This window comes from Acinetobacter sp. ACZLY 512, assembly GCF_023614015.1.
In the GTDB taxonomy this organism is placed as follows: domain Bacteria; phylum Pseudomonadota; class Gammaproteobacteria; order Pseudomonadales; family Moraxellaceae; genus Acinetobacter; species Acinetobacter soli.
On sequence record NZ_JAKIVI010000008.1, the window covers coordinates 47,643 to 71,871 of the forward strand.

The 24,229-nt window shown below is 37.7% G+C and carries 26 protein-coding genes and 1 pseudogene; 14 read left to right on the plus strand and 13 right to left on the minus strand.

What is annotated here, in order from left to right; genetic code table 11:
- The first annotated feature begins 65 nt into the window (after positions 1 to 65).
- The 4 genes from L2096_RS10070 (at position 66) to L2096_RS10085 (ending at position 2,016) form a co-directional block, all read left to right on the plus strand.
- Positions 66 to 551: a GlcG/HbpS family heme-binding protein gene (locus L2096_RS10070; protein WP_250365333.1), complete on the plus strand. Its 486-nt coding sequence runs from the start codon at positions 66 to 68 to the stop codon at positions 549 to 551.
- Between the two features lie 19 nt (positions 552 to 570).
- On the plus strand, positions 571 to 972 hold the full coding sequence (uraH, locus tag L2096_RS10075; protein WP_004941162.1) for a hydroxyisourate hydrolase: 402 nt from the start codon (positions 571 to 573) through the stop codon (positions 970 to 972).
- Between the two features lie 185 nt (positions 973 to 1,157).
- Positions 1,158 to 1,703 carry a GNAT family N-acetyltransferase gene (locus L2096_RS10080; protein ID WP_250365334.1) on the plus strand — a complete coding sequence of 182 codons (546 nt, stop codon included), beginning with the start codon at positions 1,158 to 1,160 and terminating at the stop codon, positions 1,701 to 1,703.
- A gap of 169 nt (positions 1,704 to 1,872) precedes the next feature.
- Complete coding sequence (locus L2096_RS10085) at positions 1,873 to 2,016, plus strand: hypothetical protein (RefSeq protein ID WP_250365335.1); 144 nt, start codon at positions 1,873 to 1,875, stop codon at positions 2,014 to 2,016.
- An 83-nt stretch (positions 2,017 to 2,099) separates the two neighbouring features.
- On the opposite strand, the pseudogene L2096_RS10090 reads toward L2096_RS10085, so the two are convergent.
- The 3 genes and pseudogenes from L2096_RS10090 to L2096_RS10100 form a co-directional block, all read right to left on the minus strand.
- Positions 2,100 to 2,306 (minus strand): annotated as a pseudogene (locus L2096_RS10090) (transposase); the annotation flags it as partial.
- A gap of 230 nt (positions 2,307 to 2,536) precedes the next feature.
- Complete coding sequence (locus tag L2096_RS10095; protein WP_250365337.1) at positions 2,537 to 3,571, minus strand: hypothetical protein; 1,035 nt, start codon at positions 3,569 to 3,571, stop codon at positions 2,537 to 2,539.
- 64 nt (positions 3,572 to 3,635) lie between these two features.
- Positions 3,636 to 4,028 carry a hypothetical protein gene (locus tag L2096_RS10100; protein WP_250365338.1) on the minus strand — a complete coding sequence of 131 codons (393 nt, stop codon included), beginning with the start codon at positions 4,026 to 4,028 and terminating at the stop codon, positions 3,636 to 3,638.
- A gap of 1,048 nt (positions 4,029 to 5,076) precedes the next feature.
- Here L2096_RS10100 and L2096_RS10105 point away from each other — a divergent pair.
- Positions 5,077 to 5,448: a hypothetical protein gene (locus L2096_RS10105; RefSeq protein ID WP_250365339.1), complete on the plus strand. Its 372-nt coding sequence runs from the start codon at positions 5,077 to 5,079 to the stop codon at positions 5,446 to 5,448.
- 119 nt (positions 5,449 to 5,567) lie between these two features.
- On the opposite strand, the gene L2096_RS10110 is transcribed toward L2096_RS10105, so the two are convergent.
- The 6 genes from L2096_RS10110 to L2096_RS10135 all read right to left on the minus strand — a co-directional run bounded on the left by L2096_RS10110 (position 5,568) and on the right by L2096_RS10135 (position 8,845).
- Positions 5,568 to 5,900, minus strand: coding sequence for a hypothetical protein (locus tag L2096_RS10110; RefSeq protein ID WP_250365340.1), 333 nt, complete (start codon positions 5,898 to 5,900; stop codon positions 5,568 to 5,570).
- Positions 5,901 to 6,006: 106 nt separating this feature from the next.
- Positions 6,007 to 6,597: a hypothetical protein gene (locus tag L2096_RS10115; protein ID WP_250365341.1), complete on the minus strand. Its 591-nt coding sequence runs from the start codon at positions 6,595 to 6,597 to the stop codon at positions 6,007 to 6,009.
- 28 nt (positions 6,598 to 6,625) lie between these two features.
- Positions 6,626 to 7,645, minus strand: a complete 1,020-nt coding sequence (locus L2096_RS10120) for a hypothetical protein (protein ID WP_250365342.1) — start codon at positions 7,643 to 7,645, stop codon at positions 6,626 to 6,628.
- Between the two features lie 34 nt (positions 7,646 to 7,679).
- Positions 7,680 to 8,165, minus strand: coding sequence for a hypothetical protein (locus L2096_RS10125; protein WP_250365343.1), 486 nt, complete (start codon positions 8,163 to 8,165; stop codon positions 7,680 to 7,682).
- Between the two features lie 108 nt (positions 8,166 to 8,273).
- Complete coding sequence (locus L2096_RS10130; protein ID WP_250365344.1) at positions 8,274 to 8,552, minus strand: pyocin activator PrtN family protein; 279 nt, start codon at positions 8,550 to 8,552, stop codon at positions 8,274 to 8,276.
- Entirely contained in the window at positions 8,552 to 8,845 is a 294-nt protein-coding gene (locus L2096_RS10135; protein ID WP_250365345.1) for a hypothetical protein, read from the minus strand. The genes L2096_RS10130 and L2096_RS10135 overlap by 1 nt, the downstream gene beginning before the upstream one ends.
- Positions 8,846 to 9,947: 1,102 nt before the next feature.
- On the opposite strand from L2096_RS10135, the gene L2096_RS10140 reads away from it, so the two are divergent.
- The 9 genes from L2096_RS10140 to L2096_RS10180 all read left to right on the plus strand — a co-directional run bounded on the left by L2096_RS10140 (position 9,948) and on the right by L2096_RS10180 (position 20,785).
- The gene (locus tag L2096_RS10140; RefSeq protein ID WP_250365346.1) at positions 9,948 to 10,250 is read left to right on the plus strand and encodes a hypothetical protein; all 303 of its coding nucleotides are present in this window, start codon (positions 9,948 to 9,950) and stop codon (positions 10,248 to 10,250) included.
- A 3-nt stretch (positions 10,251 to 10,253) separates the two neighbouring features.
- Positions 10,254 to 10,721: a hypothetical protein gene (locus tag L2096_RS10145; RefSeq protein WP_250365347.1), complete on the plus strand. Its 468-nt coding sequence runs from the start codon at positions 10,254 to 10,256 to the stop codon at positions 10,719 to 10,721.
- Between the two features lie 123 nt (positions 10,722 to 10,844).
- Complete coding sequence (locus tag L2096_RS10150) at positions 10,845 to 12,896, plus strand: hypothetical protein (protein WP_250365348.1); 2,052 nt, start codon at positions 10,845 to 10,847, stop codon at positions 12,894 to 12,896.
- Between the two features lie 7 nt (positions 12,897 to 12,903).
- Entirely contained in the window at positions 12,904 to 15,543 is a 2,640-nt protein-coding gene (locus L2096_RS10155) for a lysozyme family protein (protein ID WP_250365349.1), read from the plus strand.
- Positions 15,540 to 18,065, plus strand: a complete 2,526-nt coding sequence (locus tag L2096_RS10160; protein ID WP_250365350.1) for a hypothetical protein — start codon at positions 15,540 to 15,542, stop codon at positions 18,063 to 18,065. Before L2096_RS10155 ends, L2096_RS10160 begins: the two co-directional genes overlap by 4 nt.
- 66 nt (positions 18,066 to 18,131) lie before the next feature.
- Positions 18,132 to 18,614 (plus strand): hypothetical protein, encoded by a 483-nt coding sequence (locus L2096_RS10165; protein WP_250365351.1) that lies wholly within the window; start codon positions 18,132 to 18,134, stop codon positions 18,612 to 18,614.
- Positions 18,615 to 18,638: 24 nt separating this feature from the next.
- Entirely contained in the window at positions 18,639 to 19,130 is a 492-nt protein-coding gene (locus L2096_RS10170; RefSeq protein ID WP_250365352.1) for a hypothetical protein, read from the plus strand.
- Positions 19,127 to 19,564, plus strand: coding sequence for a hypothetical protein (locus tag L2096_RS10175; protein ID WP_250365353.1), 438 nt, complete (start codon positions 19,127 to 19,129; stop codon positions 19,562 to 19,564). The genes L2096_RS10170 and L2096_RS10175 overlap by 4 nt, the downstream gene beginning before the upstream one ends.
- An 84-nt stretch (positions 19,565 to 19,648) precedes the next feature.
- Positions 19,649 to 20,785: a beta family protein gene (locus tag L2096_RS10180; RefSeq protein ID WP_250365354.1), complete on the plus strand. Its 1,137-nt coding sequence runs from the start codon at positions 19,649 to 19,651 to the stop codon at positions 20,783 to 20,785.
- Here the strand turns inward: L2096_RS10180 and L2096_RS10185 are convergent.
- The 4 genes from L2096_RS10185 to L2096_RS10200 form a co-directional block, all read right to left on the minus strand.
- Positions 20,782 to 21,387: a sce7726 family protein gene (locus tag L2096_RS10185; RefSeq protein WP_250365355.1), complete on the minus strand. Its 606-nt coding sequence runs from the start codon at positions 21,385 to 21,387 to the stop codon at positions 20,782 to 20,784. The two genes, L2096_RS10180 and L2096_RS10185, sit on opposite strands and share 4 nt — an antisense overlap.
- A gap of 152 nt (positions 21,388 to 21,539) precedes the next feature.
- Positions 21,540 to 21,902, minus strand: a complete 363-nt coding sequence (locus tag L2096_RS10190) for a hypothetical protein (RefSeq protein ID WP_250365356.1) — start codon at positions 21,900 to 21,902, stop codon at positions 21,540 to 21,542.
- Positions 21,902 to 23,275 carry a replicative DNA helicase gene (gene dnaB, locus L2096_RS10195; RefSeq protein WP_250365357.1) on the minus strand — a complete coding sequence of 458 codons (1,374 nt, stop codon included), beginning with the start codon at positions 23,273 to 23,275 and terminating at the stop codon, positions 21,902 to 21,904. Before dnaB ends, L2096_RS10190 begins: the two co-directional genes overlap by 1 nt.
- A complete protein-coding gene (locus tag L2096_RS10200; RefSeq protein ID WP_250365358.1) occupies positions 23,272 to 24,126 on the minus strand; it encodes a helix-turn-helix domain-containing protein in 855 nt (284 codons plus the stop codon). The genes dnaB and L2096_RS10200 overlap by 4 nt, the downstream gene beginning before the upstream one ends.
- Positions 24,127 to 24,229 lie beyond the last annotated feature (103 nt).

Sequence of the window (24,229 nt, forward strand, 5' to 3'; positions counted from 1 at the left end):
TCCAACTGTCATGTTGCAGCTGAAGGGAATCTCTAGAATAACCACAGTATAGAGAGGGCGAATCAATGAAAAAAGTGATTGCAGGGCTGACATTGGCCTTAAGTATGAGTTCTTACAGTTTTGCAGAAAATGTGCAACTGGCAAAACAATACAATCTGGATTTAAACACCGCAGAAAAACTTGCCAGCAATGCCGAACAAGCCTGCCAGCAAATAAACAAACATCTGGCTGTGGTCGTGCTAGACCGTGGTGGGCAGCCGCTGATAATCAAGCGCCATGAAACCGTGGGGCCACATAATGCGCTGGCTGCACAGAAAAAAGCTTTTACGGCACTGTCGACCAAAACCCCGACCACGGTATTTAGTCAAAATGCCCGACAAAATATTGAATCACAAAATCTCACGTCATTTTCAGAATTATTGCTGCTTGGAGGTGGTTTTCTGGTGGTTTATCAAAATGAAGTGGTCGGTGCGATTGGTATAGCCGGCTCTGGTGGTTCAAAAAATGATGACTGGTGTGCCGAACAGGCCATCAAAATGACTTTTAAGTAAAATCGAGGAGTAATTTGAAATGATCAAGCAATGTGTATTTGCCGCCGGTATGACCTTAAGTGCATGGGCAATGGCAGCAGACAATCCTTTAAGCGTGCATGTACTGAACTTACAAACTGGTTTGCCATCGTCCGATGTTGCGGTGGTGCTTGAGCAAAACCAAAAAGGGCAGTGGGTTAAGCTCAATGAAAAAGTGACCAATGAAAACGGACGTATTCCGGCTTTGTATCCAGACAATAAAAAACTGGAGCAGGGAGTATACCGTGTGACCTTTAAAACTGGAGATTGGTTTAAAAAACATAACGAAAGCAGCTTCTTTCCAGAAGTACCCGTCATTTTTAATGTAGATGGTGCGGTAAAGCATTACCATATTCCACTACTACTTAGCCCGTATGGTTACTCGACGTACCGTGGTAACTAAGTACTGAAAGATTAAATCAAATCTCTGGCAGCACACCATAAACTAGGCGTGTTGCTCGAGTTTTTAGCTATTCAATTGATTACATTTGATCTTGTAATATGAAGCTTACACATCTCTGTGGAGGTACTGAACTACCTGTAGTAGAGTTTGATCAATTTTAAGATCACCAGTGAATAAACCAGACCATGTTAGAGACTTCTCGATTGATTCTTAGACCATGGCAAGAATCCGATATTGCGCCGTTTATACAGATGGGCCTTGATCCCGATGTGATGCATTATTTTCCGTCTACCTTAAGCCCCGATCAGAGTCGTGACTTTATCAAGAGCATCAGATTGAAGTTTGATGAGCATCCATCATGGGGACTATGGGCAGTGGAACTTAAACAGAATCAATCTTTTATTGGATATATTGGTTTAAATGCTCAGCCATCACAATTTGATTTTTCACCCTGTATAGAAATCAGTTGGAGACTTGCGAAAGCCGCTTGGAGACAGGGATATGCCTTTGAAGGAGCAAAAGCCGTATTAGATTATGCGTTTGAGCAGTTAAAGCTTGAGCGAGTGGTTGCCTTTACAGCGGCTGTCAATATGCCTTCAGAAGCATTAATGAAAAAGTTAAACATGACAAAAGTCAAAGCATTTGATCATCCTAAATTAGCAGCAGAGCATTTGCTTGCACGGCATGTGCTTTATGAGATTCGCGCTGAGGATTTTTCTAATTTAATTTAGGATTGTATCCAAAAAACTAGAAACGGTAATTACCTTTTCTTAAAAACTAAGATCTAATACTTTTATGATTTATTTACATACTATTTTTAAAATACATCATGCTAAACTTAATGAAATATTAAATCGTATAAGATTTTGATAAATAATAAAATTAAGTAAGGGGTTTGAAATGCGTTTTACTGCAACTGGTCCAAATATTCCAAATGAACTTATAGATGCTCAAGAGCGTGGAGAGTTGCTATTCTTTTGTGGTGCAGGAGTGTCTGTTCCAGTCAATAAGCAGTTTGATAGAACTTTCAGTGCTCTGTTTTAATCTTAAATTGATGGTTGTATTCAAGGATGAATTGATACTTCACTCCGGCAGGCTTCCAAAGCAGCGTGAAAGCAGTGCTTTCACTTTAAGATATCCCGCTCTTCTTCAGTTTGCTTAAGCTGACTTTTAAGGCGTAGAATTTCTTTCTTTGCTTCAAGCAGTTCATGTTCATCATGGTTGTTGTGTAATGGATGTACAGCTTTTACAGCTTTAAGCCATTTATAAATACTGTGTTGTGATACATCTAAACGTTCTGCCACATCAGTGACAGAATATCCATGTTCAGTAATTCATTTAACAGTTTCATCTTTATATTCTGGGGTATAGCGGTGTCCATTCATAATGTTCTCTCCTATACAAAAAGAATAGACGATATTTGTCTAGGAGAGTAGTGGCAGTCCAATATCTAATTAAAAGGTGCCTACAAAATCGGTAGCTATTCGGTCATCAGTAAATAAACAAGACCATGCTAGAGACTTCTCGATTGATTCTTAGACCATGGCAAGAATCCGATATTCTATTACTTTTGACTTAATAATTTAGAAACTGCAATTTGAACCTGTTGTAAATCTCTATTGTCGCCTGATTTCTCATTGACGGCAGTCGCTAGATATTGATTCAAAACGGCCAACGATTTTTGATCTATCGTACTTAGCTGAACTGATCCATTTTCTTTAAGATTAAACGCAATAGAATGATTCAAATCTTCTTTTGTGCTTTGAGACATATTACTTTGAAGAAGACTTTGTAAATGATTCGAGTCTGTATCGGTAATGGCTAATTTAAAGAGGCTGTTCATGTAACTGAGACTTGCTTGAGAATTATTGTTGGCTGCTCTAACAACATCTTGGATAATATTAGAATCGCTGGCTTTACTATAATTGTAGAGCAAAGTTATAGCCATATCGCTTAAATTCTGTGCCTCATTTCTACTATTAATTGATCTTAGATCAGTACTTAAAGTATCAATAACATTCTGATTAGCTGAAATTTTTGAATCTATATCTATAGAATTTAATATTTCTAGTAGATCATGACGAGCATTTGCGCTTTTTTCACCTAACTTTGCAATATTGCTATATGTACTTGTAATATCTGGAATTAAATTCGGATTTTTTAAGTACATCAAATGATCTTTGATAATAGCCTTAAATGCGTTATCTTCGCCGCGCCAATTATATTCTTTAAATAGTTCCCATAGTATTCTTGATTTTTCATCGTTAGTTAAGTTATTATTATTCATAATGTTAATATCTACTAATTTAGAAAAATCACTTAAATACTTTTGAATATTTTCCGAATTTCTAGTTAATATGGCATGTGTATCTTCCTGACGAAATGGAGCTTTATCAATAAAGTCTGTAAGGGACTGAATATACGATTTGATATTGATATCGGAATTATTTGAATTTTGTTTTTGTTTCAATTCATTATTACTTAATCTCCCATTTTGCTGAAGTTCAGCAATTGAGTAATTCTTGGTGGGTTTAAAATATAAATATAAGGAAATAAGACTCGCCAGACACAGCACAACAACAATTATTAACTTTTTCAAAATTAACTCCAGTATCATCTACTCAATGTAGATGATACTTTTTCAATTAAATATAAAGATTTATTTAAACAAAAGGACGGTATACATAGATAGCTTTTGCATCCATATCACCCAAACCTTTATTCGTTACGTTATTAGATTGATACGTCAATTTTACATTGTTGTATTTCATTTTATCTGTAACATCATACCAAGATTCTGGATTCACGGCGGTTACAACTGCAGTATGATCTACAGAATTATTTGAGCCACCTGCCACGTAATCAAAATCTAAGTATACGATATCTCCTACTCTGATTTTTGATATATCAAGAGAAGTTAGACTTCCATTAACTAATGCTGTTTTTGTAGCTAAATTTAACCTCACACCACTTGATTGTAAGTTAGTACTATTCGCCGAATAGGAAAACATTGATTGAGCACCACGCCAAGCGATAGTCTGACAAGCATTACTCACAATGTTGCATTTATAAAAAATACTTGTGTTTTAAGTTGCTTTAACAGCTGATGATTGAGAGATTAGGTTTTGATTTAACGTTTTCGAATTGGTGCTTCCAAGCAATCCGCCAGATATTGATTGATTGGCAAAATTGGTGCAGTTTCCTCCAACGCCTGAAACATTTATAAAGTAGTTACCATTTGAAGAGTAAGCAATATTATAATTATCTCTTTTATTATTTGTTAATCATTAAATTTAAAAAGATTAGATGTTAAAAAAGTATTATAAAAATTATGACTGCTATCGGGAAAATTAAAAAAAGGCTGTGTATATATTCTAATTTTGGCCTTATACCATAATGATATGCCTTCAAGTTCAACAGATATAAAGATGAACATAATGATCAAGATATGATGATTTTAAGCGCATCAAAATTAAACAATAATAACTAAAGCTATATCAGCAGCTTCTAATCGCTACTGTTATCACGGATGATGAAATGCAATGGTCAATAGAAAATGGTCGTGATGCTTTATTAAAGAAACTAATGGATGCACGGATAGGGCAGATCAGTGACCGACAAAGACCATCAATAATGAGGTAGATTTTGTACTGTGCACTTTTATAGTCAAATCTTACTATAGCGTACAATCAGTTTAATCATTTACTAATTAATTGATTGTGAATAATCCTCAAGCACTCATTATCTCTATGTGCCATATTCACTGTGTAATGGTACGCCCTGCGGGGATTGAACTGCACACATAAGCCATTGAAATAACAATAGTTGAAATTTCAAGTAACGGGTTTATATCCTCATTTGTATCCTTATTTTTAAAAGTACTCATCTCAACAGCTAATTGGTGTAAATTTATTCAAAAATATGAGCTTATCTGGCATTTTCTTCCAATTAGTCTGATCGGGTTGGTCTTTTTGATAAATTTTTATTAGTAAAAAGTTGATTAATAGCAGCTTGTTTGAGTTGATAAGTTAAATAGTTCATTGTTAAAGTCAAATATGGATAAGTACACATCATGACAAATAAATGTAGAAGAAAGGACTATCAATGGGGCAGGCAAAACAAAGAGGCTCACGTGAAGTGCGCATCAAGCAGACACAAGATCAAAAGCTGGAAGGTGAGAGAATTTCAATCGAAGAAGCTAAGAAACGTCTTAATCTTCCAGAAGGTACTAAGTTTAGAGGGTACGTTATTAACTTACCTGACAGAGATGAGTTCTTAAGCACATTTGACGAAACAGAAGATCTGATCAATACCGCTTATGCCAAGATTCCTGATTTAGCTAAAGTATTTCATTCAATTGAAAGCGCCGTTGAAGTAGCTGAGGAGATCACTAAACATAGACTGTTTATATGTTTACTCTTTGAAGCCGATAAACAGTATTTGACTCAACCAGTATGGGCAAATTTTGATGAGTAGAGTTCAATGATCAGATTATGTATTGATAATCCATCCAAGCATGTTTGGGAAGTTATTTAAAATAAAACCCACTGCTGTAGTGGGTTGGAATATATCAATAATAAGAAAACATGCCTGACTTAGCAGCGAATACTATCCCTTTTCTTGTAATGATCCATAACGAGATCCAGGTCAGTCAACAGAGCTGATTCAGTGTAATTTGAATTCAACTTAAGCATATTGGGGGCATAATTCGTTTCGTATTCATGAGGGTAATCCCTGCATACAATTTTTACTTTCACATCCTGAGTAGTGAATTCTGAATCTAGTTTTTCAATATATAGACCAAGAATGCTGTCTGACTTCTCTAGCGCAGTCGTCACTGCATCCAGATCTATATCAGCGGCTTGTTGCTTTTGGCAGCCAGTAAAAGCTAAAGATAAGAGTAGGGTGATAAATGTGATGTGCTTCATAGTTGTTATAGGTTTATTGTTATTGGTATTCGAATTATAAGCGAATGTGGGAAAAAGGAAACCCACCGCTAGGGTGGGTTAAGAAAATACATTATAGTATAAACAACTAATTTTTATGGACTCTTTCGCCAAGATAATAGAGACTTAAAAAAGTCATCATTATTAACTGTACAAGTGAAAAGATAACAACTACACAAGAAAAAAAGTAAACGATATAGACCACAGATAGTGAAGAAACCTTAATTTCTAAGCTATATGAAAAACGGATAATCAATAAAAAACAAAATAGTACGATGCTGATGAAAGTTAGATAAGAAAATAATCGTGCTAAGAACCTTCTTCTATTCATCTCAATCCAAAAAACTTTATATGGATTATATTCAATATATTTTTCTTTAGGCGGATCGCCAGCCATTGGTTGATCCATAGTAGTACTATTAATCGTCGATATAGCAGCTAAGGCAGCGATATAGAATCCTGGCATTGTTTGTAGAAAGCAAATTAAATAATATGTCAGATCATTGGTAAAAATATTTGAATTCTTAGTACCAATTTCAAACCATAAAAAGGTCATAATTGCACTTAATATAATTGCAACTAATAAAGGAACAATAAAATCAAAACGTGTCTTATTAATTAATCCGTTATCCCATCTTATACTAAGATAGTTTAAAGGCTTAAAAATCAATTCAAGCATAACTACCCCCAATTTTTTATAACTAGGATCACATTTTAGCTAACATTCTATCACATAGGGCAATGTTGGCACGAGCAGGGCTCTCACCGTTTTCATCCTCTTCCGACATAGGTTGTCGTAGTTCTTCTGGGAAATACTCTTTCTTAACTAAACGGAAAACTTCATCATCTGCATCATATTCTGCAGTACGTGGACTGCCATTTTCATCTTTAAAATTAATTGTAAAAACTGAGCCTTGCATTTCTGGCTGACCTTTTCTAAACAAGGCAAAAGTACCAATAACATCAGCGGCTTTATCCAAGAATGATGTGGAAGTATCATTGATGATTTGAGTGTCTACTTTCATTGAAACTTTAATTTTATCCTGACTAAAATGTCCAGTAGCGTCAAAGTTTGTACTATTTTGGGCTTGTTTATAAAAATCTACGTGCTGAATTTTTCCATCTTCAAAAGCCTTAATAATACTTGGGTCTACTTCTGCCTTAATTTCTAATTTTGGCTTATAAGCTAAAGGCTTCGGTTGGCCTGCCTTAGGTGCTTTTTGATAGCGTTCAACTGGATCATCACCAATAAAGTAACTTTCAAAACCTCCATGTTTTCTTGCATGGCTAAAAAAATAATTTAGAGTATCAATGAGTTTTTTTATTGTGATGCCTCGTTCATATTCTAAGGCAACCTTAGCTAGAGCAGGATTAGATGAATCAACTTTTATTGCTACATTTACTCTTTTATCAGCTCCCTCATTTTTATTTCTTTTTAAAGGTCTTGTTTTATTGGTTTCTAAGTCACGTACAACCTGATTTTCAGCTTCGGCATCAGCAATGATAAATACAAATTTGATTGCATTGAGACTATCATCAAAATGCACATCCGAAATTAATCCACAAAATCTATCATTCAAAAAATTTCGCTTAAAATCAACATAACCCCATTCAACTAATTTTTGAAAATATTCATATAGGTTTATGGTAGCAATAGCTTTAGGTTTACCTTGAATAAGAGATTCTACTGATGCATTGAGTTGATGGTAAGTAGCACAAATTGACATATGTTATTTCCAATTTAATCTAATTTTTCAAAATTCAAGCCTGAACAGGTAGTAGGTTTAATGTCCAATGAGTTCCAAATCGTTCATTTAGGTACTGTGAAATAGCCTCTTTCCGAGCCTCATAATGAGCAGTTTTATAAAGAACAGCATTGGCTCCAGTAGAAACACCGTAACGAGTAAAGCCATCCATAGCATCATCTGCAGTCGTTACATTAGTAAGGAAGATATGTGCCTTACCATTCTTAATGAAGCTATTGATATTTTTTAGTTTAGGGGCAATTTCTTCAGGAATAATAATTTCCACAACCTGGTATGGGTCTTTAGAAACTGGCTGGATTATGTAATCAATGCCTCTGGTCATTCCACCACTGAAACTTTGTGCTGTTTCATCTGCTGATTCCATATCATCGAATAAACCTATCTCGATAGCTTCTTGCTGCGATTCTGTAGTGGTCAACCAGCCTTCATCATCAGGAATGATGTAGCAATTTTCTGAAATCAACTTGATGATGTATGACATAAGAACCCCAAAAAAATAAAAAGAAAAAATATATAAATCATGAGATTTATAACTTTTATTGGATATTTTCCCAACAACTATATATTGGCATATCAATGTATATTTTGTCTAAGAGTTCATAGCATCATAATCATGGCGATGCAGGGCGTATTGTTCATCTAAATAGATAGCAAAATCTTCAAGCCTGACCATCCACGGCGCTTTAGCTGATTGCTCGATTTTAAATGCTGGAAATGGCAGTTCATGGAAGTTAGCTTTCTTACGCGCCGTTTTGACATCCATATGCGTGAAATAATCTTGGACAATGGTATCTAGGTGAACTACTGGTGATACATAACGCATGCATAGCATTGTGTAGGTATTAAGCTTTGGATCTATATGTTTCATTAATTCTTCCTTGGTCGTCCGCGTCGACTTTTAAAATCGGTTTTAAGAAAAGGAATAACAACATTGGGGTCATATAATTTCTTACCTTCTCCACCTAAATTAAATAGCTCTAGTTTTTCCGAGAGGGTGTGTCTGGAAAGCGGGAAGCGTTTTGTTAACCAGGCTAAATCTACAAGATCTGGATATTGCTCTTTTTCTAATGCAATAACTGTAGCGCCGTAGATTGAATCTCCAAGACATATTCTAGGTGGTAACTCACTTTCTACAGTGATGATATATTTCTGTTTAAACATGGTTGTTGACCTGGCTTAATTGAGAAGTTGATAGCTGTTGGAGGGTAAGTACTGCAGGATCTCCTGATCTGGAGTATTGCTATGCTCGATTCCTCCTTTTCTTATTTTGCACTGGGCTCAATCATAATTTTGAAATTACACTTTTTATCACTTTGAAAGTGACTTCTTTTCACTTTGCTATGATTTGGTACCTGGATTGAATTCTTTTTCTGATGTACTGGAACTCTTAATTACGATATTCCATAGTAGTCCATGAAACCGATTAAAAAAACGGATTCCTGTTACAAAAAAAACTTAAAAAACAATCTTTCTCTTTTACGATATTCCACATATTAAATAAGGACGGTTAATTTCTCTACAACCCATGTGGCATAAGCATTTGCACTTTAAAAGTGACATTTTTAAAGGTAATTTCACTTTTGATGGTTTTGTTACAATTGAGGATTATAGAAATAGAAAAATATGGTCCAAAAAATTAAAGATAGGGGAAGGTTTTTTAGAATTGGCTTAAGTTTATAAAATTTTAATCTACCCAATATTGGTATCATTCCGAAAACGGTAATATTCCCAATATTGGGGTTTTGAACGATCCCGTTTTTGGGATTTTGAATGTACCCGTTTTTGGGATGCAGAACCTATCAATGAACCTACCAAAGAATCTGTCAGTTTAAGTGAGAAGAAAAGCACAACGTTTCAAGTGCTCATTAGAATGCTTTGAAGTTGGGATTTTGATGGAAGTTAGTAATTTTTGAAAAATATCTAAAAGTGAATCAATCTATAGCTTGATTTTGCATCCAGTTCCTCACTGAGCAATTCTAATAAGAAAAATGACCAAAGGTACATGAGGAATCTAAAGGCGCTAATACGAAAAATTAGAGCGTTTTAGGAATGCTTTTAAAAAGTATGATTTGACCTGCTTGGATACGCCGTATTGATAAACGGAGATTGAAGGATGGTATTGATTACTAGGTGGAATGGAAGGCTAAAAATATAGTGTTTTGCGGTCTCCCTCGCGCGCGCGCGCGTTTTGTTGTGGAATTCACCCATTTTTTGATGACTTGGATTGCCTCTTAATAAATTGAAAATTATGGGAGGGGCTATTATGGATATTTATATTGAGCTTAATAATTTCGAAGTATCTAAAAGATTAATTTTTTTAAAAACAGAAATCTGGTACGGCGCACCAAATTATTTGGCGATGATTAGGGAGTTGAAAGAGCATTATGAAATGACGAATGAAAAAATTGCTTTTTTGCTTCCAGTTTCAGGTCCATCAACGGTAAATGATTGGGAGTTTGGCAGCACGCCAAATTATGAAGCAGGCGAAGCATTTATTGATTTGTGGAAAGCTTTTACTGAAAAAACAGATCAGGACATCCCTCGAATTAATCACTGGAGAATATGATTGATGACTAAGCAGCCAGCGTATAGACCTTTAGATTGTGATGATATGGAGCGATCGATTCAGCTCTGCAATGGAATTGAATATTTAATTGACGAATTCCAAAGAGCAATTAATGGTAAAGAGCCCAACCAGTTATATGAATCTAGCTATCAAATGCAATTGCTGAAGATTGCTGATAATTTGGAGGAGTTGATTTATCGGCTAACTTATTTGGCAAACAAAAATAATAAGGAATTTTATTTTAATCATTTATACGCGATTCTTAAGAGTCTGAGTTCTTCACCAAATGCATTAATTATTACAGCGTATTATCTTAACCCCGAACATGATTTTAAGCGTTTAGTTAATCGGAATACGTTTGAATTTGAATTAAGTCAGATTGTAAAGAAAATACAGTTTATAAAGCCTGTACTAAACTCACTTTCGGTTGGGCGGAAGACAGGTATTAGAAGTATATCTCGTAACGCTTAGCAAAATTTAAATATAAAAAAGGGGGCTTTGATAGCTTCCTTTTTTCTTTTGAAATACACCCAATTTTTAAATGCCAACTCTATTTTAAATTAACTCTATTCATAGATTTATAAGGGTAGATTAATGGCTAGAATCCCGATGGGTAATTTTGGTAATGCTATGCCCCAAGTGCAACGTATTCAAATGCCGCAAGATCAAAGCGGCCAAATGCTTGCTGGGGCATTGCAAAATTTTGGTAAGGCCGCTGAGCAAATACATCAAAATCAGCTCAACAAAGAAGTAGACGCTAAGAAGACAGAGCTACTAATGAATGATCAGCAGTCTAAACAAGATACTGCTCAATACATTCAACAATCAGCGAAGTTTTCGGCTGATATTGATCTGATGGATGCTGATATCACGGCGAAAGTGCAAAGTGGATCATTACCAATTGAAAATGCTGTTCAAGAGCGTCAAAGTAATTTAGAAAAAATTAAAAAAGAGTACATGCCTAATATTCCTAATACTAGGAAAATGGACTTTGACCAGTACATTGATAAAACATCATATCAAAGTGCATCTAAATACATGCCAGTAGCGTTTCAGTCTGCTCGCTCTCAGGCATCGGTTCAGATGAACGATCTAGCTGAAACATTGTTAAAGTCAAGCCAGACCGTAGAGGAAGGGGAACAAGCTCTAAGACAGTTTGGCATGTCCAAAAATGTGCCTTTAGCCAACACCGAAAATGCTGTGAATAAATATAAAAATAGCTTTTCCACCAATGGTGTTAATGCTTGGTTCGCTGGGAATATGGATAATAATGAACAATTATCCCTTATGACCAAACCAGAAGAAATCCTAAAAACCTACCCAAATCTAACACAAGAACAGGCCATTTATTATGGTCAGAAGAATTTAAATCGAATAGATCAGAATAATAAAGCGATTGAAGCTGCACAAAAACGCATAGATGCCGATGCTAAAGATGCAACAACAGAAATGCGTCAAATTACTGAAACAGGTATTGTACCTGATGATGTTAAAGTTCAGAGCTTATATAGTCGTGTCAGAGGTACCAAGCAAGAATTAGAATTTCAGAAACTTGCTGCAAATACGGTTGAAGTACAAAAATTCATGCGTATGCCGCCTGATGCAAGACAAGCCTATTTATCTCGACTTGAAACAGATGCCCATAGCGCGCCGTCGGACGATCCGAAAGGCTTAAATTTTCGGCTTGATTTACTGAAAAAAGCAAACAACAACATGCTTGGCAATGAAAAGAATAATGCTTCTTTGGCATATTCGATCAAAACTGGACGAGATTTACCTGTAGTTCCCACAACCCTAATTGCACAAGGGGATGCAGGTGCAATTGAAAGACTGTCCAATAATGTGAAGAACATCATCTCCATTCATCAGGATAATGGAATTACTGGTTCATTAAATCCGCTGTCTCAGCAGCAACAAAACGAAATGAAACAGTATCTATCAGTTGCAAATTCTGTTCAAAAATTGCAACTGGGTACCAGCTTATTCAAGGCAAGTGCTGGCAATGCTAATGCTGCAAGAGACATGATCAACTCAGTGTTTGGTGATAAAAACTCAATCCGCTGGGCCATATCTTTAAATAATCGCAACCACTCCGTCATAGCTAATCAAATAGTTTCTGGCCAAGATTTACTAGATAAAGGACTGGTAAAGCCAAGTGAAGCAGCATTAATGGCTAAGACTACAGATTACTTGAAAGGCATTGCTGCACCTGGTTCGCCTGAGTACAAAATTTATTATGACTCAGTGAAAGCAAATTATGCTTATCTTGCTCAAAAGTCAGAAAAACTTACAGATAAATCAGGCAAGCTTGATACTAAAAATATTGATAATGAGTTGTTTGAAAAAGCAGTTCTTGAGGTAACTGGTGGCAAATTTACCTCGGGCAGTATGTGGGGACGAAGTATGGTATTGCGTCCACACACAGTAAGTGAAAAATCATTCCAAGATCAGCTAGAAGCCTTTAACTCCTTGAACTCAAGAACCTATGGTGGTTCAGATAAAGACTATTTTTTGGATTTGCCGTTGGAACAGGATCCAAAGAATCCTTACCGTTATTTTTTCAAAAATGGTTCGGGCTATGTTTTGGATAAAAGCAGTAATAGAGATCCCAAAAAACAAACACGCTTAGCACTTGTTTTGCATTGAGGTTGCCATGGATATTTTAGCAGATGACGAATTAAGTCTTAATCAAGATGATCCACGATATAAACCAAAATCTCAGCGTGGATCTATTGCAGATGGTGTTTTAGGTGGTGTTTCTGGTATAGCAATGGGAACGATCGAGGTTGCCACTTCCCCAGATGCTTTATTGAGAAATGATAAAAAAGCGGCAGCACTTAGAGCTCAGAACTTAACAATATTTAAACCAGATGATTTAGGGAGTGTAGGTGAGTTTACTTATGGCCTGACCAAAGACTTTACACGTATTGGCTGGAACGCTGTCACTACACTAGGTACAGGCGGTGTACCTGGTTTAACATTGAATTCTGGACTATTTGGATACCAGACCTTTGAAGCAGAAAAATCAGACTTACTGAATAAAGGGGCAGATATAAAAACGGCCCGAACCGGTGGGGCTATTAAAGGGATTACAGATGCTCTGGGCTTTGCTATTCCTACCCATGGTGTTGCTAAATCGGTAGTAGCTGATGCTGTGGCTACTACTGCGCTGGCTACTGGAGCTGGCGTAGCTGGTGATTATCTGGAAGGTTCATTTCTTGAAAACAATGAAAATAAGAAGGTCGCTCAGTACGGTGAAGCATTAAAGGAAAATGCTTTAAGCCCATCCACATTAGCAGCAAACGGCGGGATGGCACTCCTACTCAACTTGTGGGCCAATAAAGGCCGATTGAGACCTGAGCAGGTAAAAGAACACGGTAATGTTGATACGATGAATGATGCTGCTCATGTACAAGCGAACCTTGAGCATGCAGAAGGGATGAATCCTTTTAATCCAGAAAATGCAAAAGAAGCCAATTCACACTTTGATGCACTGGATAGTGCAATGGAGAGTGCATTGAATGATGAGTTGGTTAGCTTAAAAGCACCAGTGAGCGGAACACCCAAAGCAACCGTAACCAGTGCACCAGTGGTACTAATAACAGGGACACCGAAAGCCATTGTAAGACCAAGCGCTATCAATACTGATGAGCATAAAGCGCCAGTCATAGCGGAGCTTTTGACTAATCCTGTATTTGATAAAAAACCTTGGACAAAAACGATTGTTCAGGAAGCCTCTAAACGGGGTATCAATCCAGTGGATGCCTTGGTCATTTCTCATTTGGAAACTGGTGGCACTTTTGATCCAAAGATTCAGCCACCAATCGATAAAAAGACAGGAAAGCCAATATCATCTGCTACTGGTTTATTCCAAACCCTTGATGACACTTTTGCCCGTATGGGAGGTAAGAATAAGTTTGATGGTAATGATCAAATTAAAGCGGGCCTGAACTACTACGAGCACAATGCCAAGGTTTTTCGTAGTCACTTTAATCGAGATCCGAATGGTCTAGAGCTTTACTACCTGCATTTCTTTGGTGAAGGTGGTGGACCAGTCTTTTTGAAAGCCAAAGATAATGAGCTTTTTGTAGATGTGGCTACACGCTGGAGCAAAGGCAATCAGAAAAAGACTGCAAGACAGATTGCAGAAGGTATCACTTCAAGTCATCAATTCAATGGTATGACTGTTGGGCAGGTAAAGGCCAAATACGAAAAGCGCTGGAACGATATAGCTAAACTTTATGGTGATGTCGGTTCACAAAATGCAGCACATCCTACCGAAGTCCGAGGGAGCGAATCAGAGTTCCCACAGTTTGAGTCTGATATAACTGCACCACCTGCTTACAAGTCTCAATCTGATGCTGAAGTTGAAGCAATGCCTTTTGTACTCAGTGCAGATGAGCATAGTGTGAAGTCACTCCAGGAAGAGTTTGAAGCCCTATCTTCTCCATTGACTAAAGAGGATCTGGAATACCTCAAGGCTACGGCGCATTATCAGTATTCTGAAGGAGGTGCTTACCGGACGCCGTATGTTGAACCTCAGGTCGATTTATCTGGCCCTGGTAATAGTGCCAGCCGTAATTTGGATACATTGGACTCTGATCTTTACCAGCTCGAGCCAGAGCAACAACGAGTTATGGTTGGTTATCCAGAATCAAATACTTTAGATATCAATAATGCCAGAACATCAGATTCAAATAATCAGCAAAACTCAATCATTGCCGCGGGAGATGATTGGATTCCTACCAGATCGCAAAACTATCTTAAACGAGAGCGGCCAACGGATGATGGAGGAATTATTCAAGAGCTACACAATAATACTTCTAATACGACCTTCCAGCGCCAGATTAATCAGGATGGCACCATTAGCCCGGTAAAGGCTACACGTAATGGAAATGATCTATTTGCCCATCCTGCTAATGGTAAAGCCGATAGTCCTGAATTGACTGCAGTACAGCATAAAGCTACCCAGGCATTAGAACGTGAGTTCTGGAAGCCTGGTAAGTCCAAGGTTGATGGTGCGCCGGACTTAACCAAGTCTAGCAAAGGTGAATACGGTGCATTCACTGACACGGCAGACGGTAGGGAAGCGGTTTCAATTCTGGAAGCAGATCCCGATATGGAAGTGACTTTTACGCGCCTGGATGAAAACGGGAATGAAGAAATTGTGACGATGTCATCCCGAGATCTATTGGACTATGTCAAAGAGCAAGAAGAAATCGCAAAAGATGAAATTCAGGCAGTGAAAGCATTGGCAAGTTGCGCATTAAGATTTGGGAGTGAAGCAGCATGAGAGCTGAATGTAGAGAACAAGTTGCAAAGGCATTAGGTAAAAGAAAATTAAGTGCAGCTGATAGTAATCGTATTTCATCACTGTATATCCGGGCACAAAATACTCTGGCCAGAACAGATCCTGATTGGATGTTTAAAAGTCCTGCTGAACGTGCTGAAGCGATTGCGCAGAAAACTGCTACGGATCTCGCCGTCCAGATCGCTAAGAACAATCAGAACATTGCCCGGGATGCCATCCTCAAGGCTCAGCTACAGAACGAAATCTATAACCATCCTAAATTAAACCCGGTCCAAGCTTTAATGCGGAAGATTGCATACTTCTCTGATCAGAGCGGTATCCAGTCTATAGAAAAACTATCCCAATCTTTACATAGCCGCTGGATGTCTTTAGTCGCCGATGTGTTTACCAAAACACAAGAGCGCTTCGGTATGTCAGTCAATAAAGAAATGACCGATGACATTATCCGGGTCATGTTTGGTGGTAAGTCTGATAATCCAGAAATTACGGCTATGGCCAAAGAGGTAAGCGCCGTTTTGGAGGAGATGCGTTTAGCCTTCAATCGGGCTGGAGGGAATATCAAAAAGCTCGATAATTTCGGCTTTATGACTTCGCATGATCAAAAGAAGGTGGCCTTAACAGATCAAACTGAATGGGTGAACGATGCCTTAAACGGTTTAGATCGCAATCAGTATGTCAAAGAGACTGGTGAGCTGATGGATGAACTGGAACTGAGGTCCATGCTTGAAGATGTCTATAAAACAATTTCAACCAACGGCGCCAACAAGGACTTATTGGTACTGAATAAGCAGACTAAAGCAAGTGCATCACCTGTAGGTGGTCGTTCAAAGATGGCAAATCGTCACCAGGAATCACGTGCTTTGCATTTCAAGGATGGCGATGCATGGCTGGCATATCAGAATAAGTACGGGACCTATAACGAGGCGGGCTTCCATGAGATCCTGAAAAACCATACTCAGCGCATGAGTACGGAAGTGGCAATGATGCAGAATCTTGGATCCAATCCTCGTCATACGTTTGAATCTCTATTGGATGAAGCCAAGATCAAACTGAAAGCAGATCCACAGAATGGATTGAAACATGGTGAGATTGATAAGCAGGCTCATCGGGCCATGTCGATGTATAACACCCTGGATGCCAATACCCGGGCGATTGATTCAACCTTAGGTAACGTTATGGGTGGACTACGTGCCTTAATGGTTGCATCTAAATTAGGTGGTACCACGCTGACGACCTTTGGTGACCATGCCAGTATGAAGAAAGTGGCTAATATGCTGGGCCTGTCTTATACCAAATCGATTCTCCCTGAATACATAAAACAATTGAAACAGGGGGCCACACGAGATGAAGCTTTACGTTTTGGCCTTGGCATTAACGAAATGGCCGGTTCAATGACTCGTTTTGGTGATGCTGATGTTGTCAGCAGTGCGACCAAGTCAGGCCGCTTTAATGCACGTATGCAGGCTTTTGCTGCAACGACTATGAAACTATCAGGTTTGAACGCCGTCACCGCAGGAGCGAAACGAGCGTTCAATCTAGTGCATATGAATAAGCTTGCTGAATTGACTCGTAAAACAGATTGGAAGGATCTCGGTGCAGATGATCTTAAGATCCTACAGGGGAATGGCATTACTGAGCGTGACTGGCAGTTATGGCAGCAGCTGGAGCCAAGCAAACGTGAAGATGGAACGGCGGTATTAACTCAAAATGATTTCTTTAATGCGCCTGATGATGTGATTAAGCAGTTCTTATCATCGGATAAACAGGGAAATGCCAACGCGATTACTGACTTTCGCTATAAGGCAGCTATGAAGTACCAAACTCATTTGTTTAATGAGGAATCTGTAGCCATTATTGAGGCGGGTGTGCGTGAACGTAGCATCATTAACTTAGGTGAAGCTGGGACCATCCAGGGAGAATTAGGCCGAACCTTATTTCAGTTTAAAGGCTTCCCATTGGCTTATATGTTCCGTATTGGTCATCGTGCCTTTGCCCAAGGAGATATTAAGAGCCGGGTGACGTTCTTAGCTTCACTACTCGCTTATCAAACTTTAGCCGGTGCATTGATTGTCCAGACACAGAATTTGGCAAATGGTAAGAATCCCGAGCCGGTATTCACAATTGATTTTTTTGGTAAGTCACTTCTTAAAGGTGGTGGACTTTCCTTCTTGGGAGATATCATGTCTGCACTTTCAGATCCAACCGGTCGAAGTGCATCAGACTTTATCAGCGGCCCATTATTAGGCCAAAGCATGAAGCTGGGTATGCTACTCACCGGTATGGGCAATAGCATCATTGAAGGTAAGGAATCTACCCGGATGATGGAGGTGGCCAATACTCTGAAAAGCAATATTCCATTGCAGAATCTTTGGTACAGTAAGCTGGTCGTAGATCGAATGCTGTATTCAAAAATGCAGAATATGATTGATCCTGATTATTTACCGAGAACACAGCAGCGTCTGGAGAACTTAGGTAATAGTTACTGGTGGGATTTATCAGAATAGAATTAGGAGCTTCGGCTCCTTTTTTGTTGTATGGTATTTGAGCGTAAGATAAAAAAGTGAACTGAAGTGAAAAGAAAAATAGCTTTGATGGGGATTTGTTTTGCTAGTGCTATCAGCACATTTAGCCATGCGGATGATGTATATGCTGCCTATGAAGTACTGACCTCTAAAGAATTAGCGAATAAGTCTATTCTAGCTTTTGAAAGTTTTAGCTGCTCTGTATGGGCAGATCTAATGGGGGATAAGAGAGGTAGTGAGACATTTCTATTGAATGGCTATGACCATGGACGGGTATATGTGCAAGGCTTATTAGACTCAAAAATAGATTATGAAGATAAGCGCCGTTATATTCCAGGCATTATGTATCCTGAATTGAAAACAACTCCTAATGCAGATTTCATGTTAGGAGCTATTTTTCAAAAGGTAAGAGACAATACGAAGGCAATCACATATGACTTTGATGCCAAAGGCTCTGATAAATATTTTTCGAAGTCTAAGAAATCATATGCTAACAATGGGTGTGCCAAGATTTTTTTAGAGATGAAATAGAAAAGAAGTTTTTGGAAATTGAATATGATTTTAGACAGAGAATTACAAAGGCAAATTTTAAATGTAGCGGCAACTGTATATCCACGATCTGTTGGACATGAGTTAGACGAACTATATGAGCCTTTAGATGATCATATCTTAGCAGCTAATTTAAGATATTTAGAACAGCATAGGCTTATTGAACCCAAGTCAGTATATATATCTGTAGATGGCCTTTTTAGTTTCGGTAATGTTTTAATAACCCATACAGGAATGGATTTTCTTGCTGATGATGGTGGACTCTCCGCAATTCTTGGTACAGTCACCATTAAATTTGAAACAGAGCAACTTAGAGCAATTCTGGCCACAAAAATCATGAGTTCTGATCTTAGTCCTGAACGTAAAGAAACCATGATTGATGCAATTAAAGAATTACCTGCAGACAGTTTAAAGCATCTAACAACAAAAATTGTAGATGTTGGTTGGGATAACTTAGATTCACTTATGGCATTAATACAGGGTAGCCTTCCATTATGAAAAAAATATTAACCTTCTTCTTAGTTGCTCTTATGAGTTCAGTAGTATTGGCTACCCCAATTACTCTGCAGCACTCCAGAACAAGCTATGTAAATTCTGGAATATGTTCCGCCGTAGTGGATGTAACGATTCATGATTTTCTTGGGACCTATGACAAACTGTATTTAGACCTTGTTGCAAAGGACAAAGCCGGTAGAGTGCAGGGGACTTCTGAGAATGTAATAACCTACGGCGATATACAAAACCTTCAAGGTAAAGCATTTGGGAATGTTTTTCTTGAGTCCGAAAAGATGTGCGGAGCAGATCGCACATGGACAGTTGAGGTTAAGCGCGCCGTTTTGGTCGTAGATGGAAAAAGAGAAGATTTACTGAAGGCTAAGAAAGTTCATATTGATGATTTTCAGCCTATGAAATTTAAAGTAAATAGTAATTAAATAAAATAAATAAAAAATTTTTAATATTTTTAAAAATACTGTGAATCCGACACAGTGGCTCAATATAGATCGGATGGAGAAAAAATGCATAACTTGTTGAATGATATTAAATATTTACCTGCTATTAGAACAAGTCGATTTGAGTTGGCAGCTTTAACTGAGCTTGATAAAAATGTAAAAGATCAAATATCTCCATTTTTATTATTAAGAAGTAATTCCGAAGCAATTAAGGATATTGAGCGGTTCCTAAATGAGTGGGAGGGTGGCGCTTTATGGGTTGATAACTCTCGATATACATTAGATGCTGTTTCTGGTATTGCTCCACTATTGGATAACCCTGAAAATCATTACAGCTTTAAATATGAGTTTTTTCACAGGTTATTCAATATAAATAATCGAGTAAAACCAGTAGTTGGTTTTGGTGCATTAGATGATGCACGATCCGTGACTCAATTTGGTTTGAAGATTCTAAATGATTTTGGATATTTGGGAATAAGACTAGAAATTGACTCTATCGATAGTTCTAATTTGGATAAAAAATTAGCTATTTTTTCTTCTCTTATGAATGCTATTCCTGATGAGTCTATTAATAAAGTCTTGGTTATAATAGATGTATGTTCAATTGAAAATATACCAAATCTTGGTCCAGATGGCACAATAATGAGATGTGCTAGAGCTGCTATTAACTACAATATCAAGCATATTTTAACATTAAGTACTTCTTGGCCTAACGATCGTCCAGGTAAAAATGAAGAATTAACAGTATCTAATATTGATCCAATTTGGCAGGCTTATTTTTGCCAGTTAATCCATAAAATTGATCCAAATATTAAATGTATATATGGGGATTATGCTTCTACAAATCCTATGAAGGATATTTCTGATGATTATGATCCTGCTGTTATGAGCTTGCCAATTCCATTTGCTGGATATGCTTACGATCTAGGGTGGTATCAATACAGATATGGGAACAGTGGCGAATGGGAAAAATTTGTGGGAATAGCTAATAGAATTGTAGAAAGCCCTGAATTCCAGTCACATGGTGCAGAGTTCTGTTGGGGAAATCGTAGAATTGATGCAATTAGCCGACAAACAGAAGAGCCAAAAACTAACTCCGTTTGGAATAAGATAAGGATCAATCAGCATATTACATTGCTGCACCAACTTTTAAACCATGGGTTATATGAAAATATTTTGAAACCAAAAGAAGAAGAGGATTAACTAGAAATAGAATAAGCACGATCCCTAGTTTTTAAGCATTGTAAAACGTAACTGTTGATTAAGCTTATATCGATTAATGTGGCTATTCGTTCTCTAATTGCCTTTTTGTTATCAGATGATCGAATAGTTACATTATGATTTCTTGCAAACTCTTGAAGTTCCTCTTTCCATAGAAAGCTAGTTAGATCAAAGGCATTTATATATTTATTAGGAGATGCGGGCTTATATACTGCAATAGATCCCAGGTCATCAATCATTAGAATACCAATATGTGGTGCAGTGGTTTCTATAGCTTTTTTCAAGTGAGAACTATGGCAACATAACCAGATTTCATTAAACACATTACTATAAGCATGCATCTGACGATCCCATCTCTTGAGATTATCTGCCTTAGACTTAATTTCAAATCCTACTAATCTACCGTTAGCAAGAACTAAGTCTGCACGAAACGTGGATTCTACGGAGGAGTTTGGATTTTTATTATAGAAACCTAATTCATTTATCAAGACATCATTCTGCTTGAGCTCAAGTTTATTCTTAATCCAAGAACTGAGTTGCTCTCTGATTTCAATAGGACCAAGAGAATTGTCGAAATTAAGCATATATATGTCTCCTTAATTTCAGCATCCATGCCAAAATTGGACTAGATTTTAACAAAAGACCTTACTTTTACAATGGCCTCAAAAATTTAACTTTGATCAAACATCAAATAAAATTAACGTTATCTCACAAATTTTTTATAAAAATATAGCTTTTACAATAAGTTTAATTGCCCAATCTCATATTTATACGCTTGCCATTCACCTTCGCGTGGAATGCGTTCAACACCAGTTTCAGTTTTCCAGAGTTCTATAAATGCTTCGCCGTGCTCATAATTCGGTGTACCACCACGCGCCCATTCACTGACAGTCGATGCTCCAGCGATAGGTAGAACAAAAGCAATTTTTTCATGTGTCCAGCCTAAACGAGATAGATCTAGAATCATTCTGTTGAAGTCAGGCCTTTTATAGCCACGGCGTTTAACGATAAAATCTTTAACTTTTTTCCTAGTCTTTAAGTTTATAAATCGTTCTGATAGACCTTTTTGCCCAAGAGTATAATCAATAGAATAAGACATTATATTTCTACTCCTTGAATTTGCATCAAAGCTTCGTTATCCAAATTAGTAAATTGACAGTATTTCAACTGCGAATGCATATACGACGTACCAGGTGCGCCGTGTCTATTCTTACCGACAATAGCCTCAGCAACACCTATGTATTTAGATTCTTTGTTGTAAATCTCATCTCGATATAGAAATAAGATTTGATCTGCATCTTGTTCAATCGCTCCAGATTCTCTCAGATCAGAAAGCATGGGCCGCTTATTAGGACGTTTTTCTAATTCACGGTTAAGCTGTGATAATAGAACAACCACGCAATCAAACTCTTTTGCCATCGCTTTCAATTCCCCAGTGAAATACGCAATTTTTAGGTCTTCACGGGCAAACTGTTTCGTTGTTTTCATAATCTGCAGATAATCAACAAGTACTAAGCCAACCGACCCGTATTCATGTTTTATCTTGCGAACTGATTCTCTGATATTGGCAATCGCGGGACGAGATGTGTCATTGATTTGCATAGGTACATTTCGAAGCATCGCTACAGCGCGCGTATAGGCCGTAAATTCGTCTTTTGGCAATAGGTGTGGCGTGTTACGTACCAAACTAATATTAGCGGGTGCTATGGCGCAACAGAGACGCATAGCGATCTGTTCTTTTGGCATTTCACCCGACATAATCAGAACAGGTTTCTTTTGGATGATAGCAACATGATTTGCTATAACTTGCATCATAGTGGTTTTTCCCATAGCAGGTCGCGCAGCTATCACAAATAAACAACCTGGTTCAACATCACCTAATTTCTGATCTAAGTCATAAATACCAGTTTGAATACCCTTGATCAACGTGGTACCGGCAATCGCTGCTTCCATCTTACGGCTAATTTCTACAAATGTATTTGATGCTGCATCATGGATATGGAATAGTGATTCACTTGCAGCCTCAGTGTTCAAATTAGCAAATACATTCTGAGCATTCTGTACGAGTTCGCCACGGGTAACAGTAAGTTGCCGTGCTTGTTGAATTATCTTTAACGCTTCCGCCTCAACTTGGCGACATGATGTAAAATCCTTTAATTTTTCAGCATACGATTTAAGGTTATAAAAACTTGATGGTGCATCACTCATGAGCTGGATCAAATATTTTTCACCGCCAGATACTTCACCGTAGTTACGTGTTTCTAACCATTGGTTGACCAGTACTGAATCATACGGCGAGTTTTGTGCATCGAGATCTACAATCGCACTAAAAATTAATTTATGACGTGTTGCATAAAAATCGTTTTCAGAAAGTAAATTTTCAATTTGGCCATAAGATCCAGCTACGGTCATCAGTGCAGCGAGTACCGCTTGTTCGATTTGAATATTGTGAATTGGAGTCGTGTTATTCATGTGATGTTCTCCAATAAACTTTTTGGTTTGCTGTCGGTAATATTTAAAGCTGGCATTGCTGCTGAGTTCTGAGTTGGCTCTAGCAGATTCACATAATCTGGATTGGCTTTCTGGTAGCGCTGAAATTTGTCGATAATCCATGCTGTAAATTTATGGAGTTTCTGAGATTCAGATAAGCTTTTGCCATCGAAGTAGGAATTGAATGAGCTCAATTCAAATTCAAAACTTGGAAGACCAAAAATGAGTTCAAGATTCTTTTCGTGACCTGCGATTTTGATCTTGGTTTCAAGTTGTTTTTGATTTGGAATCCAGTCGTGTTTCTCAGAGAGATTCATTGATAGATTCAATGATAGATTCAGCGACCCAATATTGGGTTCATTCAAAGTACCGTTTTTGGGTTCATTACTATCCAAAATTGGGTCGATTACAGGGGGGTAATCGTCCCGTTTTTGGTCTTGTTTAATCGTCCCATTTTTGGGTTTGTTGGGGGTTTTAATCGTCCCAATATTGGATTCATTATCAAGGTCAATAGACCCAATATCGGTACTATTAAAATCATCATTTTTTTGCTTTTGATCGCGTGATTGAACACCAATCAATTGCAAAATTCTGACTCTACCAGTAGGTCCAGTTCGCTTTCCAGTATCCAAAATTAATCCAATTTCGATCAGCTCATTGACTACTTTTTTCACTGTTTTTAAGTTCAAAACAGTATCAGCAGCTAGACGCTCCATACTCGGCCATGCTGTATGTTGTTCGCCAGCGCGATCTGCGAGCGAAAGCAGAACTAGACGTTGAGCAGAGGTTTTTACTGGGGCAATCCAAGCCCAGCGAGTGGCATCATTACTCACTCTTCCTCCTCATGCCGATCATGATTATTTATTACGGCATTTAGAAGGCGTTCAGGTGTCATACGTACTGATTCAGCATATACAGATGCTGATAGAGGATCTG